At 34.7% G+C, this 18,125-nt stretch carries 13 protein-coding genes; 9 read left to right on the forward strand and 4 right to left on the reverse strand.

Translation table 11 applies throughout. From position 1 onward, the window contains the following. The 9 genes from RMO53_RS07420 to RMO53_RS07460 all read left to right on the forward strand — a co-directional run. Nucleotides 1-1,574: ATP-binding protein (locus tag RMO53_RS07420; protein WP_310379344.1), on the forward strand; the 1,574-nt coding region annotated here is incomplete at its 5' end. Nucleotides 1,575-1,912: 338 nt separating this feature from the next. Further along, entirely contained in the window at nt 1,913-4,870 is a 2,958-nt protein-coding gene (locus tag RMO53_RS07425) for a TonB-dependent receptor (protein ID WP_310379345.1), read from the forward strand. Between the two features lie 22 nt (nt 4,871-4,892). After that, complete coding sequence (locus RMO53_RS07430) at nt 4,893-6,455, forward strand: RagB/SusD family nutrient uptake outer membrane protein (protein WP_310379346.1); 1,563 nt, start codon at nt 4,893-4,895, stop codon at nt 6,453-6,455. 35 nt (nt 6,456-6,490) lie between these two features. Continuing rightward, complete coding sequence (locus RMO53_RS07435) at nt 6,491-7,657, forward strand: SusE domain-containing protein (RefSeq protein WP_310379347.1); 1,167 nt, start codon at nt 6,491-6,493, stop codon at nt 7,655-7,657. A gap of 190 nt (nt 7,658-7,847) precedes the next feature. Next, nucleotides 7,848-8,996, forward strand: a complete 1,149-nt coding sequence (locus RMO53_RS07440; protein ID WP_310379348.1) for a glycosyl hydrolase 53 family protein — start codon at nt 7,848-7,850, stop codon at nt 8,994-8,996. Between the two features lie 111 nt (nt 8,997-9,107). Further along, complete coding sequence (locus tag RMO53_RS07445; protein WP_310379349.1) at nt 9,108-9,773, forward strand: T9SS type A sorting domain-containing protein; 666 nt, start codon at nt 9,108-9,110, stop codon at nt 9,771-9,773. Nucleotides 9,774-9,876: 103 nt separating this feature from the next. After that, complete coding sequence (locus RMO53_RS07450) at nt 9,877-10,938, forward strand: glycosyl hydrolase 53 family protein (protein ID WP_310379350.1); 1,062 nt, start codon at nt 9,877-9,879, stop codon at nt 10,936-10,938. An 11-nt stretch (nt 10,939-10,949) separates the two neighbouring features. Beyond that, complete coding sequence (locus RMO53_RS07455; protein WP_310379351.1) at nt 10,950-13,301, forward strand: glycoside hydrolase family 2 TIM barrel-domain containing protein; 2,352 nt, start codon at nt 10,950-10,952, stop codon at nt 13,299-13,301. After that, nucleotides 13,298-14,017, forward strand: a complete 720-nt coding sequence (locus tag RMO53_RS07460; protein ID WP_310379352.1) for a GDSL-type esterase/lipase family protein — start codon at nt 13,298-13,300, stop codon at nt 14,015-14,017. The genes RMO53_RS07455 and RMO53_RS07460 overlap by 4 nt, the downstream gene beginning before the upstream one ends. A 151-nt stretch (nt 14,018-14,168) precedes the next feature. On the opposite strand, the gene RMO53_RS07465 is transcribed toward RMO53_RS07460, so the two are convergent. The 4 genes from RMO53_RS07465 to RMO53_RS07480 form a co-directional block, all read right to left on the reverse strand. Then, nucleotides 14,169-15,149: an acyl transferase gene (locus RMO53_RS07465; protein WP_310379353.1), complete on the reverse strand. Its 981-nt coding sequence runs from the start codon at nt 15,147-15,149 to the stop codon at nt 14,169-14,171. 116 nt (nt 15,150-15,265) lie between these two features. After that, on the reverse strand, nt 15,266-16,198 hold the full coding sequence (locus RMO53_RS07470) for a T9SS type A sorting domain-containing protein (RefSeq protein WP_310379354.1): 933 nt from the start codon (nt 16,196-16,198) through the stop codon (nt 15,266-15,268). Nucleotides 16,199-16,300: 102 nt separating this feature from the next. Beyond that, entirely contained in the window at nt 16,301-16,639 is a 339-nt protein-coding gene (locus RMO53_RS07475) for a T9SS type A sorting domain-containing protein (RefSeq protein WP_310379355.1), read from the reverse strand. A gap of 173 nt (nt 16,640-16,812) precedes the next feature. Further along, on the reverse strand, nt 16,813-17,982 hold the full coding sequence (locus RMO53_RS07480) for a hypothetical protein (protein ID WP_310379356.1): 1,170 nt from the start codon (nt 17,980-17,982) through the stop codon (nt 16,813-16,815). Nucleotides 17,983-18,125 lie beyond the last annotated feature (143 nt).

Here is an 18,125-nt window from a genome sequence, read left to right on the forward strand (position 1 = left end):
TGGAACTTTATAATTTGAAACAAGATTTTTTTACCAATATTTCTCACGAAATAAGAACACCCGTTACCCTCATTTTGAGTTCCATAAATAAAGTAGTGAAAAACAACGAACTTTCTGAAAGTCAGCAGCTAAATCCTTTTGGCACCATCAAAAAAAACGGAGAATATTTACTGAATCTCGTCAATGAATTGCTGGATTTCAGGAAATTAGAACAGCAACAAATTAAGTTAAAAGTGGTTAAAGGTGATTGGGTTACTTTCAGTCAGGAAATATATTTGTCTTTCAAAGAATTCGCTTATCAAAAAGACATTAAGTTTCTATTTGAGTCCTCGAGCCCAACTATGACAATATGGTTCGACAAAAACCAAATGGAAAAAGTACTCTATAACTTGTTTTCTAATGCATTGAAATTTACAAAAGCAGGCGAAGCCATAAAACTTTCGATTACAGAAACCGATACCCAAGTAAAATTAGAATTGGTCGATGAAGGAATTGGAATTTCAAAAAAGCACCTTTCAAAAATATTTCATCGGTTTTATCAAGCCAGCGATTCTAATAATGTCAATAGAGCAGGATTTGGATTAGGATTGACCATTTCGAATGAAATTATAAAGCTACATCAAGGAGAAATTACTGTTAAAAGCAAAAAAGGTGCTGGCAGTACTTTCACAATTATATTAAAAAAAGGGAATTCTTTTTACAATGAAGCTGAAATTGGTGGAAGTGAAACCAATGATGAACTCGCTGAGAATTATTTTACCACTAAACCCAACAAAGATGCAGCTCTTGTACAAAATAATGATATTCTAACACTTGCTAAAGAGCAAACCTTACTTGTAGTTGAGGACAATATAGACATTTGCAACTATATAGTAGAACTTTTGTCGGATGAGTTTACGATTTTGCAGGCTTATAATGGTAAAGAAGGACTAGAAATTGCCCTAGATAAATCGCCAGATCTCATTATTAGCGATGTGATGATGCCAATAATGGACGGAATAGAATTGACCCATAATTTGAAATCTAATGTAAGTACAAGCCATATTCCAGTCATTCTCTTAACTGCTAGAGCTTCTTTCACTCACCAAATGGAGGGTTTTGAGACTGGTGCCGATGATTATATTACAAAACCTTTCAACGAGTCGCTTCTTCGTGCCAGAATCAAAAACATACTCAAAAACAGAAATTTATTACACGAAAAATTTCATTCAGAGGACATCAACGATGTGACTGAATTAGTTAAAAACAAAAAAGACCAAGAATTTCTGAAAAACTTAGGACAATTTATCGAAACAAACATTGATTCGGATAATCTTAGTGTCAATCTAGTAGCTCAAGAATTAGGAATGAGCCACTCCGTGCTTTATAAAAAACTGAAAACATTAACCGGTTTATCCCTTGTGGAATACATGCGCGATTATAGACTCAAAAAAGCCAAACAATTGCTCAAAACCAAACAATTTACGCTAAACGAAGTTTGCTATCAAGTAGGTTATTCTGACCGAAAATATTTCAGTAAGTTATTCAAAGAACGTTTTGGCAATCCTCCCACTTTTTATATGAAGGAAAAATAGAATTCCTTTATTTTGATTTTAATAAATCGAACCCAGATTTATTAATTAAATCAAAACAGTCCTAACACTATTATTTACAAGGCTTTTACGATAGTTCTATTGTAAAAAAACGATTTCGTACCCCTAAAAAAACGATTTCGTGCCCCTTTTATTCGTGACACCAAGTATAATTTTACAATTCAATTAAAGTGTTTTTTATCCAATGTGTGGATTAAAGAAAAATTAAAAACAAACTATACTGACCAACCAAATTAAATTTCAATTATGAATAAACCAATCAAAAGTATTCCGTCTTAAAACCAATTTAAAAAATCAAACTAGTACAATCCAAACCAAATATGAATACAAAATTAAAGCGAAAAAGAACTTTTAAAGTACAAAAGCGATCCTGTTCCTTAATTATTTTTTTAATACCTCTTCTGTTTTTTGGACAAAAAGGAACTGTTAAAGGAACCATAATTGATGAAACCACCAAGGCAACTATTCCGGGTGTAACGATAACAATTAAAAACAGTAACAATACTGTTATTTCAGATGTAAATGGGAATTACCAAATAAAAGCAGATGTCGGTGATATTGCAACATTCTCCTTTTTGGGATATGCAACAGTCGAGAAAAAAATTTCCGGAAGTATCTTGAATGTATCCCTGCAAGAAGTTACTAAAACACTAAATGAAGTTGTAGTAATTGGATACGGATCGACCAAGAAAAAAGATCTAACAGGTTCAGTAGCGCAAGTGAGTTCTAAGGATTTTCACAAAGCGCCAGTAACCAATGTTGAAGGATTAATTGCCAATAAAGTTCCCGGAGTGCAAATAACACCAAGAAGTGGTAAACCCGGAGCAGGAAGTTCCATAATAATCCGTGGTGGATCTTCATTAAACGCCAGTAATGATCCTTTATATGTTGTAGATGGCGTTCCTCTTGAAGGTTCGAATGGCGGACCTGGAGTCCTTAGCCAGTTGAATCCTAATGATATTGAAAGTTTTACAATCTTGAAAGATGCTTCAGCAGCGGCTATTTATGGGTCGAGAGCGTCGAATGGTGTAATTATTATCACCACGAAAAAAGGAAGTTTAAAAGAAACTCAAATTGATTTCTCGTCCTCAACAAGAGTGACCAGTATTATGGAGCAAGCTCCAGTATTGTCCGCGGATCAATACAGAAATCTTGTTAACACATTAACAACTAATGGAACTCCGCCAAAAACCCCAGCAGGTACAGCAACCACGAATTGGCAAGATGAAATTTATCAAATCGCAGTAGCGTCAGAAAGCAATTTAAGTATGAGTGGTGCTATAAAATCATTGCCATACCGCGTTTCTGTCGGGTATCTTAATCAAGATGGAGTTTTAAGAACGGGTAATTACGAAAGATTCACAGCCTTATTAAATTTGAGTCCAAAATTTTTTGACAACCATTTGAAAGTAAATTTAAATTTAAAGGGTTCGTTTGAAGATGAACATATTGCCAACGAAGGTGCGCTGTGGAATGCACGAGCATTCGATCCTACACAACCGGTTCGTGTAGAAGACCAAACGTATGGAGGATACTTTCAATACACACAGTTCGCCAGCAATCCGGCATTGGCCATCATTAATCCGGTAAGTATGTTAGAGCAAGTAGAAAGTAGAAACGAAAACATTCGAAGCGTAGGGAATTTACAATTGGATTATTCAATGCATTTTTTACCAGATTTACACCTTAATATCAATGTCGGTTACGATATTTCTAAAGGAAAATACTTAAGTTCTGCAGCGGCAGACTATTTTCCTGCAAATCTTCAAGAGGGTTATATTTATTATGGTGATCCTTCTCGCGAAGTTCAGAATACTTTATTTGAATCGTATTTATTTTACAGCAAAGAAATAGCTGCGATAAAAAGTAGGTTCGATATTACGGCTGGTTATTCCTATAATGATTTCTTGACAACCAACTATTTTTATCCAACCTTCAGACCTGATGGTGTTAAACAACCCAATAGTGATCCTGTTTTTCCATTTGACAAGCCAAGTCATTCCATCATTTCTTTTTATGGCAGATTGAATTATGTATTTAACGAAAAATATTTGCTGACAGCATCTTTACGCCAAGATGGGTCTTCACGATTTTCAAAAGAAAACAGATGGGGTTTATTTCCCTCTGCGGCTTTTGCCTGGAAAATAAAAGAGGAAGGATTTCTTAAAAACACCAAGATGTTTTCTGATTTGAAGTTGCGATTGGGCTATGGTGTTACAGGACAACAAGATGGTATTGCAAATTATTATTACAGACCTAGTTATTTTTTCGGTAATACTGACGAGCAGTACACTTTTGGGAACACCAGTTATTTAACCGTTAATCCCGGTGCTTATAATCTAAATCTTAAATGGGAAGAGACTGCGTCATCGAATATTGGACTGGATTTTGGCTTTTTAAAAAATCGGATTACTGCAAGTGTAGATGTCTATCTCAAAGAGACCAAAGATTTATTAAATAATACCCGAGTTCCGTTAGGCTTTAATAATAGTAATGAATTGTTTCTAAACATTGGTAAATTGGAAAATAGAGGAGTAGAATTTGCATTAAAAGCTATTCCGATAAAAACCGACACTATGAATTGGGATCTAAACTTTAATTTTACCTATAACGAAAATAAAATTACACACCTTAATGATGTTTCCGATGATGGAATCGGACTCTTTAGCGATGCTACTTTAGTCAATACAGTTGGTTATCCGCGAAACACTTTTTATTTATATCATCAAGTATATGGCACAAACGGAATGCCAATTGAGGGACAAATGCTTGACGTAAATAATGATGGCTTGCTCAATGCTAGTGATAGATATATTACAAATAAATCAACCGCTCCACGATATCTAATGGGTTTCAGTACTAATTTCCAATACAAAAAATGGAATTTAAGTACTGCATTCCACGCTAATTTAGATCATTATTTGTTTTTTCAGCCTTATAACAATACCATTACAATCACGGAATTTCAGACCTCGCAAAACCTTAGCACTTTGTATTACGAAACTCTTTTTAGTCGTAATGATCCAGCACAAGGATACAGTGATTTCTATTTACAAAATGCTTCTTTCTTGAAAATGGATAATATCAGCATTGGTTACGATTTTGGTAAAGTATTGGCTAATAATAAAGTGGGAATGAACCTTAATTTTTCAGTACAAAATGTATTTATCATTACCAATTATCAAGGTCTTGATCCTGAAGCGATGACAACTAATGGCAATGAAAATCCGTATCCTGTTCCCCGTATTTTTTCACTGGGCTTAAATCTTAATTTTTAATTCAATATCAAAAAAAAATAATATGGCAACTTTAAAAAAATTAAATAGTAATTGGATTCTTATAGGAATGTTACTTTTTGTTACAACGGTTAGTTTCAATTCTTGTACCAATGATTTAGAGAAAACCCCATTAAATGAAGAAACTGCCGATGTTCACTTTACAACTGTAACTGCTTATAAACAAAGCTTAGCTGGTGCCTATTCGCGAATGGCTTACAGTACTTTCTTAAGATATTATTGGAGTATGCAAGAATATTCTACTGATATGGCAGTGAGCACTTGGAATGATGGTGGCGATGGTATTTATCACGAACTGGCTTGGAGTGCTGATTCTCCAGCAATCGCAAATGTTTATACTTCAGCGCTTACGATGATTACACTGTGTAATGATTTTGTCAATCAATCCTCAGACGAGGTGTTAGCCAAAAGAGGATTTTCTGGAGCTGATGCTGCCGAAATCAAAAAGTTTCAGGCCGAAGCCCGATATTTAAGAGCATATTGCTATTGGATTTTGATGGATTGCTACGGAAATCCTCCATTTCCAACCGAAAAAACATTGGCAAAATCCTATCCAACCCAGATTAAGCGTGCCGATTTGTTTAAATATATTGAAACCGAATTAAAGGAAATAGATCCATTATTAGCAGATTCTAAAACCAATGAATTAGGAAGACCAGATAAAGCAGCTGCTTGGGCATTACTATCTAGAATGTATTTGAATGCCAAAGTATATACTGGAGAAGATCGTTATACTGACGCAATCACGTATTGCAATAAAATTATTAATTCAGCATATACATTAGAATCTAATTATGCTTGGCTAATGCTAGGTGATAACTATTTGAATACAAATGAATTTATTTTTACCATTAAATATGATAATACCAATAAAACTTGGAGCAGCACCAATTTTCTAGCCTTAGGTCCAGCAGGCGTTCCTGCCTCGTTAAATGGTATGTCAGGAAGCTGGAGCGCATTTAGATTTACACAGCAAATCCCTGCGCTTTTTCCATCAGTAACTCCCGCTATTGACAAACGTGCTTTGTTTTATACTACAGGACAAACTTTAGAGGTCAATAAAGTGACCACAAGTACCGATGGTTATTCTGCTTACAAATACAGAAACGTAAAGCGTGATGGAACACCAATTACACAAAACAATTCTTTTGGAAATTTGTCCGATATTGATTTTCCTGTATTTCGTTTGGCTGAAATTTATCTGACTTATGCTGAATCAGTTTTAAGAGGAGGAACTGGAGGTAGCAATGCTACAGCTCTAGCCTACATCAATAAAATAAGAGGTCGTGCTTACGCCAATAATCCTTCAAGCACTAGCGGTAATATTTCGGCTTCTGCGCTTACACTAGATTTTATTTTAGATGAAAGAGGACGAGAATTGTATTGGGAAACTCATCGTAGAACCGATTTGGTTCGCTATAACAAACTAACGACAGCCACTTATTTGTGGGCTTGGAAAGGTGCCGTGAAAGCTGGAACAGCAGTAGATGCAAAATTCAATTTATTCCCTATTCCAACATCCGATTTATTGGTAAATCCGAATTTAAAACAAATTGATGGTTTTTAAATTAGTTGAAAACCAAAATAAAAAAATAGATAAATATGAAAAAGTTTTTTAAAATAATATTCGCCATCGTGCTGATTATAGTATCCGCTACTTCTTGTACCGATGACACTTTGCAATCTGTAGCAGAAGCACCAGCGGAGGGTAAATTTTTATTGAGCAATAGTACGAGCGAAATTGTACTTGATCAAAAAAATGCAGACAAAAATATTGCGGTTACCTTAAATTGGGACAATAAATCTTGGTACGGCATTGATACTCCAATGACTTATACCATTCAAATGGATAAGAGTGATGGTGACTTTGTAAGTCCTGAGGAAGTTGCTATTGCAACGGGTAATAATTTATCATTGACACACGCTGATCTAAATGCTAAGGCATTTGCGCTAAAATTAGCACCAGGTGTGGCTTCAAAAATAAAAGTGCGATTAAAAGCCAACTTGAAATATGGTGCTTTGCCTATTTATTCGAACGTAAGTACATTGACAATAACACCTTACAGTACGCTTATTCTCAAATATCCAATGCCTTCGGAACTCTATCTTCAAGGAGATGCTGTACCATCAAACTGGGGAACTCCTGTTACCGACGTACAAAAAATGACTCAGATAGACGACCATCGTTTTGGGCTTATTGTAACCTTAACAGGAGGGAAAAATTTTGCTGTGATTAGTGCTGCTTCAACTTGGTCAGATCCTGCTTATGTAACAATGGAGGCCAATGCTAATCCTCAAAGTAGCGGCACTTTTGAACCTAGAGGTTCTGCAACAAATTGGGGTGGAACTCCAATAAAATCCCCAGCCGCTACAGGAGTTTATCAAGTAATTCTAGACTTTACCACTGGTATTTATACTGTAACTCCTGCGGTTTTAATGACTTCGCCAGCAGAGCTATATGTTATAGGTGATGCTACTACTAATGGATGGAATGCTCCGGGTACTGCTCAAAAATTTACCAAAGTGGACAACAACACTTTTACCCTAACTACAACACTCAAAGCAGGAAAATTTGCTTTTATCAATGCGAATTCAACTTGGTCAACTCCGGCTTATTTGGGGAAAACAGATTCTGAACCATCACTTGCAGGTAATTTAACTTTAAATCAAGCTCCTGATTTTGCAGGAACGAGTATAACTGCACCTAATCCTGGAAATTATACCATCACGGTGAATTTTAAATCAGGAACTTATGTTTTAAAACCTTAAAATATTTAGAACCAAATAGATTTAATAGACGCAAGATTTTCAATAGAATATTTGCATTTAAACGGAATTGAAAACTCCGCTTAGGATAATAATATAAATTAATTAAATACATACATAAAAAATGTTTGCAAAATACCGCATAATAAAAATCATAGGACTTCTTACTTTGTTTTTACAATTTAGTTGTTCAATGGAAAACCCAATTCCAACGCCAACTACCTATATACCGAAACCCAGTGATGTGTTTTATAAAGGAACTTATATGGCTTATGTAGCCCATCAGGAAACAAATGGAGGCGTAGTTTTCAAAGAAAATGGGGTTCCAAAAGATGCCTTTAAAAGCATAGCAGATCACGGCGGAAACATCGCCCGGCTACGAATTGATAATCCTCCCTATAAAAGCAGTTATACTAATGGTTATGCAGATGTTGACTTTGGATCGCCCGAAAAGGTAAAAATACAAATGCAAAGAGCTAAAAATGCAGGCTTAAAAACTTTGTTAACTTTTGGATACCAATCTATGGCATTAGAAGATGCTCAAAGATTAAACGATTATGTGGCTCCTTTAGCTTGGCAGAGTATAGCAAATGATGTTGAAAAGTTGAAGGAAGCAGTTTATGCGCATACCACTACCGTACTAGAGGATTATATCAAAGCGGGCTTAATTCCAGAAATTGTTGCTATTGGGAATGAAACCAACGAAAGATTTTTGGAGCCGAACATTAAAGAAAGTGATTTACCAGCGTATAGTGTAGTTCGCACAGTCAAATTGTTGAACGCTGGTACAAAAGCAGTACGGGATTTAAACAAAAAATACGGATTAAACATCAAAATTGCCTGTCATATTTTTGATGCGGCTAGTTTAAAATTTTGGTTAAAATCGCACATCCGAAATGGGTTAGACTTTGATATTATGGCGCTATCACATTATCACGCTTGGCATTCTTTGGGAGATTTTAAGAACTGGACGGATGTAGTTGGTTTTGTAAAGACTACCTACAACAAAGAATTTCTAATTATGGAAACCGCACAATTATTTAGAACTGGTGGCAATGATGCACACGTTGATATTCTGGGTGTCGAAAATATTCCTGCTGGATATGTTAATCCGCCAACGACAAATACTCAAAAAAAATACATGAAGGATTTTGGGCAAGAATTATACGATGCCGGTGGTATAGGCATAATTTATTGGGGCGGAGAATGGGTTGGTTCTACAACATTGATTTTTCCTGATCAATATAGAGCTGGTTCCTCTTGGGAAAACAAAGCCTTTTGGGATTTCAATTACAACCTCCATGATGGTGTCAATTGGATGAATGAAATTATTGTAAAATAAACTTTTTAATGAATCTAAAAAAAATTAATACAGTAGGAATGACTTGTTTTATTCCTGTGTATTAAACCAATAAAACAAATACAAATCACTAACAATTAAAAACAAATAACCATGAAAAAACAATTACTTTTTTTACTTCTATGTGCTACCAGTTCCTTTAATGGATGGGCACAATCTGTTACAATTACATCTGTACTAACCACTTCTGTTGCTGTTGGCAATGTTCTCAAAGTAGATTATAAATATACGGTTGCTGCCGATAGTTATATTTTTTGTGGAATAAATTTATTAAATGACTGGACTTATATTTCTTATGTTGCCGGTGAAGGATTAAACCTTGCTGTTGCAGGAACGGATGTTACAGGTTCATTTAATATCACCATACCTAGTGGTACTACTCCAACGGCCAATTTAACGGGATTACAAAATTATAAAATAAGCATCGAAATGAAATCGCTTCCAACTTTTACTTGGATAGCCGGCGATTATCCAGCTACACAATTAAATTTCACCTCAACATTGGGTGTTGACAAAAAGAATTTAGTAAATGGATTATCTATATATCCAAATCCTGTTTCCGATATTTTAAAAATTGCCAATGCCAATAATTTGACCTATGCTTCCTTCAGTATTGTTGATGTTTTAGGTAAGACTGTTGTTCAATACAAAGCATTGAATAATGATGCTATCGATGTGTCTAATTTGAATTCAGGTGTTTACATTTTGTCCGTGAGTTCAGAAGGTGAAGCAAAACAATTTAAATTCCAAAAAAAATAATAAACCTTCCGTTACTAATGGCATACTTTGTTATTAGTAACGGACAGTATTATAATTCTAAAACAAATGTAAAACCAATTTTTACCTACTTTTATAAATAAATATGAAGAAAGCAACAGCACAATTTCGATTCGTTTTAGTGACTGTAATCACATTGCTCCTTGTTTCTTGTAGTGGAGCACAAACAACCGAGCCAACTCCAGAGCCATTACCATCAACATTTGCTTTTTCTAAAGGAGCTGATGTGGGTTGGTTGCCCCAAATGGAAGCCACAGGATATAAATTTTATGATGTTGACGGTACGCAAAAAGATTGTTTGCAACTGCTAAAAAATAGGGGAATGAATACCATTCGGCTTCGGGTTTGGGTAAATCCATCCAATGATAAAGCCAGTGGACATTGCAGTCCAGCCGAAACTGTCGTGATGGCGGTTCGTGCCCAAAAAATGGGAATGCGCATTATGATTGACTTTCATTATAGTGACACTTGGGCTGATCCTGCAAAACAAGCCAAACCTGCTGCTTGGGCAAATCACTCATTCGCAGAGTTGCAAAATGATGTTTACAAACACACTTTTGATGTTTTGACAGCATTAAAAACGGCTGGAGTAACTCCAGAATGGGTGCAGGTTGGCAATGAGATTCCCGGCGGAATGTTATGGCCGGAAGGGAAATCTTCAAATTTCAGTCAACTCGCACAATTATTAAATAAAGGATATGAAGCAACAAAAGCGGTAAATTCAAACATCAAAGTTATTGTTCACGTTGACGAAGGAAATAATAATGCCAAATTCAGATGGTTTTTTGATAATGCCAAAGCCAATAATGTAAATTATGACATCATTGGACTTTCATATTACCCGTATTGGATAAAAAGTGATTATACGACTACGATTCTTGATTTGGAAAACAATCTAAAAGATATGGTCTCTAGATATGGCAAAGAGGTTATGGTCGTTGAAGTTGGCGGTGATTACACCTTAGTTCAAAACACCAAAGAGATGTTGACAGCCGTTATAAATGCAGTAAAATCAGTTCCGAACAACAAAGGACTTGGCGTGATTTATTGGGAACCAGAAGGTGAAAAAAATTGGAGTGGTTATCAATTAAACGCTTGGCAATCTGACGGAAAACCTTCGCCTGCTCTTGACGCTTTTAAAAATTAATTACAACTATAATGAAATTCATTTTAAGAAATATACTTTTTTTACTGCTCCTTTTTTCTATTGGAAAAACAATGGCACAAACCAGAACCAAAATTAATTTCGGTTCAGACTGGGAGTTTAAAAGAGAAGAAACAAATACAAGTTGGAAGAAAATTACCATTCCGCATACGGCTAGAATTGAAAATTTAGTGGTCGTAAAGCAGTTTCAAGGAACGTGCTGGTATCAAAAAAAGTTCACCGTTACCCATTCAAAAAACAAGAAAGTCTTTCTTTATTTTGAAGGCGTGATGCAAGAAGCCGATGTGTGGATTAACGACCAGAAAGTAACCAATCACAAAGGCGGTTATTTGCCTTTCACGGTTGATGTCACTCCTTTTCTAAAATCAAAAGGAAACATAATTAAAGTAAAAGTCAACAACGAAGACAATCCGGAATTTCTACCTGGAAAACCATTAAAGGACTTGGATTTCAATTATTATGGGGGAATTTATAGAAATGTATATCTCATAACAACTGATAAATTATACATTACAAATCCAGTAGCAGCCAATAAAAAAGCCAGTGGAGGAATTTATGTAAATTTTAATACTGTCAACAAGGACATAGCTTCAGGAACAGTTCAGGTGCATTTAAAAAACGAATTTGCGGTGGAAAAGAAAGTGAATTTGAAATTTATTTTGACTGATAATGAAAGCAAAAAAATCGAATTCAAGTCAGAGATATTTACCATAAATGCCAAATCTGACCAAGCAATCACTCAAAATATTGTAGTGAACAACCTAAAATTATGGTCGATTTCAAAACCCAACTTATACAATTTAGAAGTTCAAGTCATTGAAAACAACAAAGTCATTGATACGTATTCAGAAAAAATTGGCGTCAGAAAATCCGAAATCAAAGAAGATGGTTATTATCTTAACGACGAAAAATTGTATATTACGGGAACAAACCAGCATCAGGAATATCCGTATTTAGGCTATGCTATTTCGGACGAAGCCCAATATCGCGATGCAGTTAAAATAAAAAATGCAGGATTCGATTTGGTTCGAATGTCACATTATCCGCACGCCGAAGCTTTCTTAAACGCTTGTGACGAATTGGGAATTTTGGTAATGAATAGTTTAACGGGTTGGCAGTTTTTTGGCAACGAAACCTTTCAGAAAAACGCACTTCAAGACATTCGGGAAATGGTCAGAAGAGATCGAAATCATCCCAGCATTATTTTTTGGGAAGCCTCTCTAAACGAAACTCAAATGAGCGAAAGCTTTATGCAAGAAGCAGCAAAAACATTGAAAGAGGAGATACCATTTGCAAATAATTACTCCGCTTGTTGGATTGACAATGCAAATTATGATTTGTTTATTCCAGCAAGGCAACACTCAAAAGCACCCGATTATTGGACCAAATACAATAAAGGAAACCGTAAAATTTTTATTGCAGAATATGGCGATTGGGAATATTATGCTCAAAATGCCGGATTCAATCAAACTCAATTTGCCAATTTAAAAGTAGACGAAAGAACATCGAGACAATTGCGTGCTCACGGCGAAAAACGATTGTTGCAACAAGCTTTTAATTTTCAGGAAGCAGCAAATTCCAATAGAAAAGGTGTACAGACCATTGGCGAAGCAAATTGGGTAATGTTTGATTACAATCGTGGTTATAGCCCAGATTTAGAGAGTTCAGGAATAAGTGATATTTTTAGAATCCCAAAGTTTTCGTATTCATTTTACCAAAGTCAACGTGATGCAAGTATGGTTTTAAACACAAAATTGGTGTCTGGTCCAAAAGTAAAAATCGCCAATTATTGGACAGCAAATTCTCCTTTAAACGTTACTGTTTACAGTAATTGCGATGCTGTAGCTTTGTACTTGAACGATGTTTTGGTAGCCAAACAAAAACCATTAATCAATCAAAACAGCGATAAACTAAACCACCCACCATACATTTTTAATTTAGATAAATTTGTGCCGGGAACATTACGAGCTGAGGGATTTATCAACGATGAAAAAGTAGTTTCAAGCGTTGTTATAACTCCCGAAAAGCCAACTAAAATTGAATTGACTTATGACATTTCGTCCAAGCCAATAAATCCTGATTTTCCGGATATGGTTTTTGTTTATGCCAAAATTACAGATGCAAACGGAACCATAATCCCAACAGCAACTAATGAAGTAACTTTCGCTTTAACAAATGAAAACGCTGAATTAATAGGGGAAAATCCCGTGAAAGCAGAAGCCGGAATTGCTACAATTATTCTTAAAACTACTCATTTCAAAAAACCAATAACGATAGTAGCAACTAATGAAAATTTAAAAAACGGAATAGTAGAAATTAATTCATCCCTTAAAATCACAAATTGAAATCAATATTTTTTTCTGCTTTAGCATTTATAAGTTTAAATTCTTGCTGCTCTCAAACAGATAGTATTAAAAACATACCTAAGGATACCAACTCACTTTATCCTTCACCAGATGTGATAATACCCTATCATACGGAATGGACAAAAACACATTATATCAAAAGGATTTCAGAATTTAAAGCCAATCCTTTGCAATTGGGAGATATTGTATTTGTTGGAAATAGTCTTACCGAGCAAGGCGAGAATTGGGGGCAACGATTTATGAACTCAAAGGTTAAGAATAGAGGGATTGCTGGTGATGTTACTGCAGGTGTAATAAATAGATTAGCAGAAATTTATTATTATAAACCGAAGAAAGTGTTTTTAAAAATTGGCATTAATGATTTATTTCATGACGAATTAACCCCTGAATACGTAGCAAAAAATATTAAATCAATTGTGGAAAAAATTCATTTAGAATCTCCTGATACAAAAATATATGTTCAAACTATTTTGCCAACATCTAATAATACGGCTTTGAAAAATAAAATTGCAGCCACTAATACAATAATAAAAAACAGCCCACAATCTAATTATTGTCAAGTTATTGATCTTCACGCTATTTTTGCTGACACAAATGATTTAATGATAAGCAGTTATACTGTTGATGGAGTACATTTGTCTAAATCAGGATATATACTTTGGCAAAATTTCATTAAGGAATATGTTACTAATTGATGCTTTAATAATTGCTTAACCTTTCGCAAGTAATTCAATACGTTTATTTTATGATTAAGTCTAATTTATTAAGAGCCAAAAGACAGAGAAAAAAGTTTAACAAATAATTAGTTTTCTTAGTGAACTTTGCACATTCTTAGTGTCTTAGGGGTTAAACAACCATCAAATTACAGCCTCGAATGTCGCTGTTATCAAAACGTCCCAATACTTCGAAAGAATTATTGGGATTTTTTTTGCCTAAATCTTGTGTGGCGATAAAAGAACAGGAATTACTATTGGCCAAATCAATCACGTTGATTCCGCCAGATTTTCCGTCTTGTACATAAGTCAAAGCATCTTCTGTTTCACGAATCATAACTTGCATCCACGAAGGAAATTCAAATACTCCGTTTCCTAACGAATACGCTTGCGACAATAATTCGGTCATGCCGTATTCAGAATGTATTACAGAGACTCCAAAACCTTGGCAAAGTTGTTCGTGTAATTCTTCGCGAATCATTTCTTTTCGCTTGCCTTTCATTCCACCAGTTTCCATGACAATAGTGTTTTGCAATTGAAATTTCTGGCTTTGGATTAAATCCAACAAAGCATAAGTAACACCAATCAGAATCACGTTTTGACCTTCAGTATCTAACCTGATTAATTTTTCGATTAGTTCCTCGTGGTTGTGAAGATAAAATCCGCTTTCGGGATTATTGGACCTATGTATTAAATCTTCGACCATATAAATCAAAGACGAACCTTCTCTTTCTAGATATGATGGAAGCAAAGCTAAAACTACATAATCCTGGATATTGCCATAGAATTGAGAGAAGCCTTTTCGATAACTTTCTTCGTATAACGAAACATCAGTTACAAAATGCTGACTAGTTGCCAATCCTGTTGTTCCACTGCTGGTAAAGATTTCTTGAACTGCGTGTGTATTGGAAACTACTTTATGGCTTTTAAAAAATTGAATGGGCAAAAACGGAATTTGCTCCAATGATTTTACCTTTTGAACATCGGTTTTCAATAAATCACAAAATTCTCTATAGACCAAGTTGTTTTCGTATTGAAAACGAAAAATTTTGAGGGCTATTTTTTCAAATTGCTTTTGGTTTGAAATTGAAAATATGTCGGGAATAGATTGCAAGAATTATTTTTTGTAAAGGTAAAATATTTAACAATCCTTTCAGGGTTTCACACCCTGAAAGGGTTAAAAAAAGCCCTAACTTTCATTAGAGCTTTTAAAATAATATGTAAAATTAATTATTCAATAATTAATTTTCTTGTAGCCGTTTTTTCGTCTTCGGTTACTTTTACGATGTAAACGCCTCTTTTAAGGTTCGCAACATTTATAACGTTATTAGAAGTTTTAGTATTAACAACTTGTTTGCCTAATACATCAAATATAGCTACAGCTTTTGCTTGGTTGCTATTTGAAGTAATGTATAAGTTACCATTTGTTACTGGGTTTGGATACATGTTTAATCCAGCAATTGCGTTTTGTTTCACTGCAAGTACTGGATTTGCCTTAAATACAAAATTATCAATTGAATATATTCCGTCTGTCCCAACATCATTAGCATCGTCCCATCTTATCCATAAAGTGGCACCATTTGCCCATGACAATGAAAAGTTAGCTGAAATTGCTGTTTGATTTGCTGCTAAATTCCCTACAACTGCGGCAGAAGCTGTGGTGGCAATTAATTTTTCTACTAAATCTAAAGCTGTAATTGGTGTCCATGTTCCATCTACTAAACTGGTTGCGTTGGTGCTGTATGAAAATGGCACTTTTTCGACAAGCGTATTGTCACTTTGTGTTCTCCACTGTTTCATTACTGCAGCAATCGATACTGTTGTAACTGCAACTCCCGTATTATTCACAAATGAAGCCCCAAAAGAAGGAGCAGTTGTTCCCGATCCTAATGTTCCAAAAGACCTATCGCCATCAGCTGTAACTCCTGTATTGTATACATTCCCTGAATTTGCTGTTCCGTCAGTAACCGCCATTGTTAATGCAGCCCCAACTGTTCCTGAACCTGCATTTCTAATAGCTGTCCATCCTGAAAGGAACGCTGTACCAGTTGCTGTCATGCCATCAAAGTTTTGATTGTGTGGCGTATCAACTGCGGTAATACTAATTTGCCCAAACGACAAAGTAGTCAATAAAATAAAAGATAAAGTGTAAAGTTTTTTCATAATTTGAATTGAATTTTGTTTTTGTTGTAAAGGTAATGATTGAATTTTAAATAAAAATGCGATGCAGTATCAATAAATTATTAATAAAAATCTAGTAGTAATCTATCTTACGATTAGTTTTCTAGTGGCAGAAGCTCCGCCTTCATTAATTTTGATAATATAAACACCTGGAGTTAGATTAGAAATATTGAGTTCTTTTGAACTAATCAATGTTTGAAGCACTTTTTTACCTAGAACATCAAAAATAATAATTTCTTTATCTAAATCATTTTTTGATGTAACATACACCTTACCATTACTCACAGGGTTTGGATACAAGTTTAAACCTTCTATAACAGTGGTTTCTTGTAGTTTAGGTTGTTGCTTTGTTTCTTGAGCTGAAGCGCTCATCGTAAAGAAAACCCCCAATAAAGTGGCAATATAAAAGTAATTTTTTAACATCAATTCGATTTGGTTAGGTAAATATATAAAAAAACTTTCAAATAGTATACCAAATTGTTATAAAATGCGTTATCGCACGTTATTTATAAAAAAATTAACAAAAAAACCTGTTCGGTTAAGGAACAGGTTTTTAAGTATTTAAACTTACTCTTTATCAGAATATGCTATGCTAATTACTTGATTAAGCTAACTCCATCAACTATTGCCCATGCTCCAGGAGTTAAAACAGCTCCAGTTGTTGTGGTACTTGTAGTGTAGTTTCCTACAGGAAAAACTACAGTAAATACACTTCCGTTTGCAGCAAATTGAGAAGTTCCATCATTGATTTTTACGTTCAATAATTTTATTTTTCCACCTGTAACTTGGTTTGTATTTGTTCCAGCATCTTGAATTCTAACAGCAGTAGCATTCACAGTTGTGTAACCTGAAATTAATACATTAGAGTATTCACCATTACCTTCTTTTTTGAATTGAATTGCATCATATTCTGCTGCAGAAGATCCGCCTTCTGTTGCAGTTCCTGCCGCTCTTGTCAGAGTGATATTAGATACTTTTGGTCCAAAAGCATTGTTTACAGATTTAGCTTCTACTTCCATACCATAATTTCCGGTTCCGGTTTGGTAAGCATACCAATTTGTATTATCTGCACCTCTCCATCCATCTTGCCAGTCAAACGAGTCATCAAAGTTTCCGAAAGAAATTAAATTTTTTGCACTTACTGTTCCTCCATAAAATTCGAATCCGTCATCAGCTCCTTTGTAGGCTACTAAATATTCTAAAACTGTCCCACTTCCTACTGAGTAGAAAGAGAATGCATTTAATTCACTAGTATTATCAGTAAGTTTTTTACCCGCATATTCTACACGTACATATCGTAATGATCCACTATTGTCAGTTGCATTTGCACCACCGTAAGTGATGTTGTTACCGTCTTCGGATGTTGCAGTTGTTCCGCTATTTGAACCTACAATAGGTGCATCGCCTACAATTACAATTCCACCCCATGATCCTGGTGTTTTTGAGGTTTCTGTTAAAACTACTGGTAAAGCAGCGGTTCCGTTTAAAAATAATTTGCCTCCTTTTTCAACCAATATTGCATCTGCAGTTCCATCTCCAACGGTTGCAGTAATTACTGAACCAGCTTCGATAGTTAATGAACCACCGCTTTTGATTTTTACGGTTCCTTGAATGGTGTAATTTCCTAAAGGATATATTTTTGCTGTTGTAATTTCCCCTGTTATTTCTCCAGTAGGAATTGGCTGTGTAGTTATCACTTCATCATCAGATGAACAACTTCCTAAAATTAAAGCTAATACGGATAAGCTTAATACTAATTTTTTCATTTTTGTTTTGTTAGGTTTATTTTGAGCAAATTTATATCCAATGGGTATAAAACATGTTAACTCACTATTATAATACTATTACTATAGTTTTAATTGTATGTTAATTTTATATTATGAAGTTAACATTGATTTACTTTGATTTG

It is taken from the genome of Flavobacterium sp. (assembly GCF_031409475.1).
GTDB lineage: Bacteria > Bacteroidota > Bacteroidia > Flavobacteriales > Flavobacteriaceae > Flavobacterium.

What these genes read in the sequence shown, in the direction of transcription:
- RMO53_RS07455 (WP_310379351.1), top strand. Translation starts at nt 10,950, where the DNA reads ATGAAATTCATTTTAAGAAATATACTTTTTTTACTGCTCCTTTTTTCT.
- RMO53_RS07470 (WP_310379354.1), bottom strand. Translation starts at nt 16,198, where the DNA reads ATGAAAAAACTTTACACTTTATCTTTTATTTTATTGACTACTTTGTCG.
- RMO53_RS07425 (WP_310379345.1), top strand. Translation starts at nt 1,913, where the DNA reads ATGAATACAAAATTAAAGCGAAAAAGAACTTTTAAAGTACAAAAGCGA.
- RMO53_RS07440 (WP_310379348.1), top strand. Translation starts at nt 7,848, where the DNA reads ATGGAAAACCCAATTCCAACGCCAACTACCTATATACCGAAACCCAGT.
- RMO53_RS07475 (WP_310379355.1), bottom strand. Translation starts at nt 16,639, where the DNA reads ATGTTAAAAAATTACTTTTATATTGCCACTTTATTGGGGGTTTTCTTT.
- RMO53_RS07445 (WP_310379349.1), top strand. Translation starts at nt 9,108, where the DNA reads ATGAAAAAACAATTACTTTTTTTACTTCTATGTGCTACCAGTTCCTTT.
- RMO53_RS07430 (WP_310379346.1), top strand. Translation starts at nt 4,893, where the DNA reads ATGGCAACTTTAAAAAAATTAAATAGTAATTGGATTCTTATAGGAATG.
- RMO53_RS07480 (WP_310379356.1), bottom strand. Translation starts at nt 17,982, where the DNA reads ATGAAAAAATTAGTATTAAGCTTATCCGTATTAGCTTTAATTTTAGGA.
- RMO53_RS07435 (WP_310379347.1), top strand. Translation starts at nt 6,491, where the DNA reads ATGAAAAAGTTTTTTAAAATAATATTCGCCATCGTGCTGATTATAGTA.
- RMO53_RS07450 (WP_310379350.1), top strand. Translation starts at nt 9,877, where the DNA reads ATGAAGAAAGCAACAGCACAATTTCGATTCGTTTTAGTGACTGTAATC.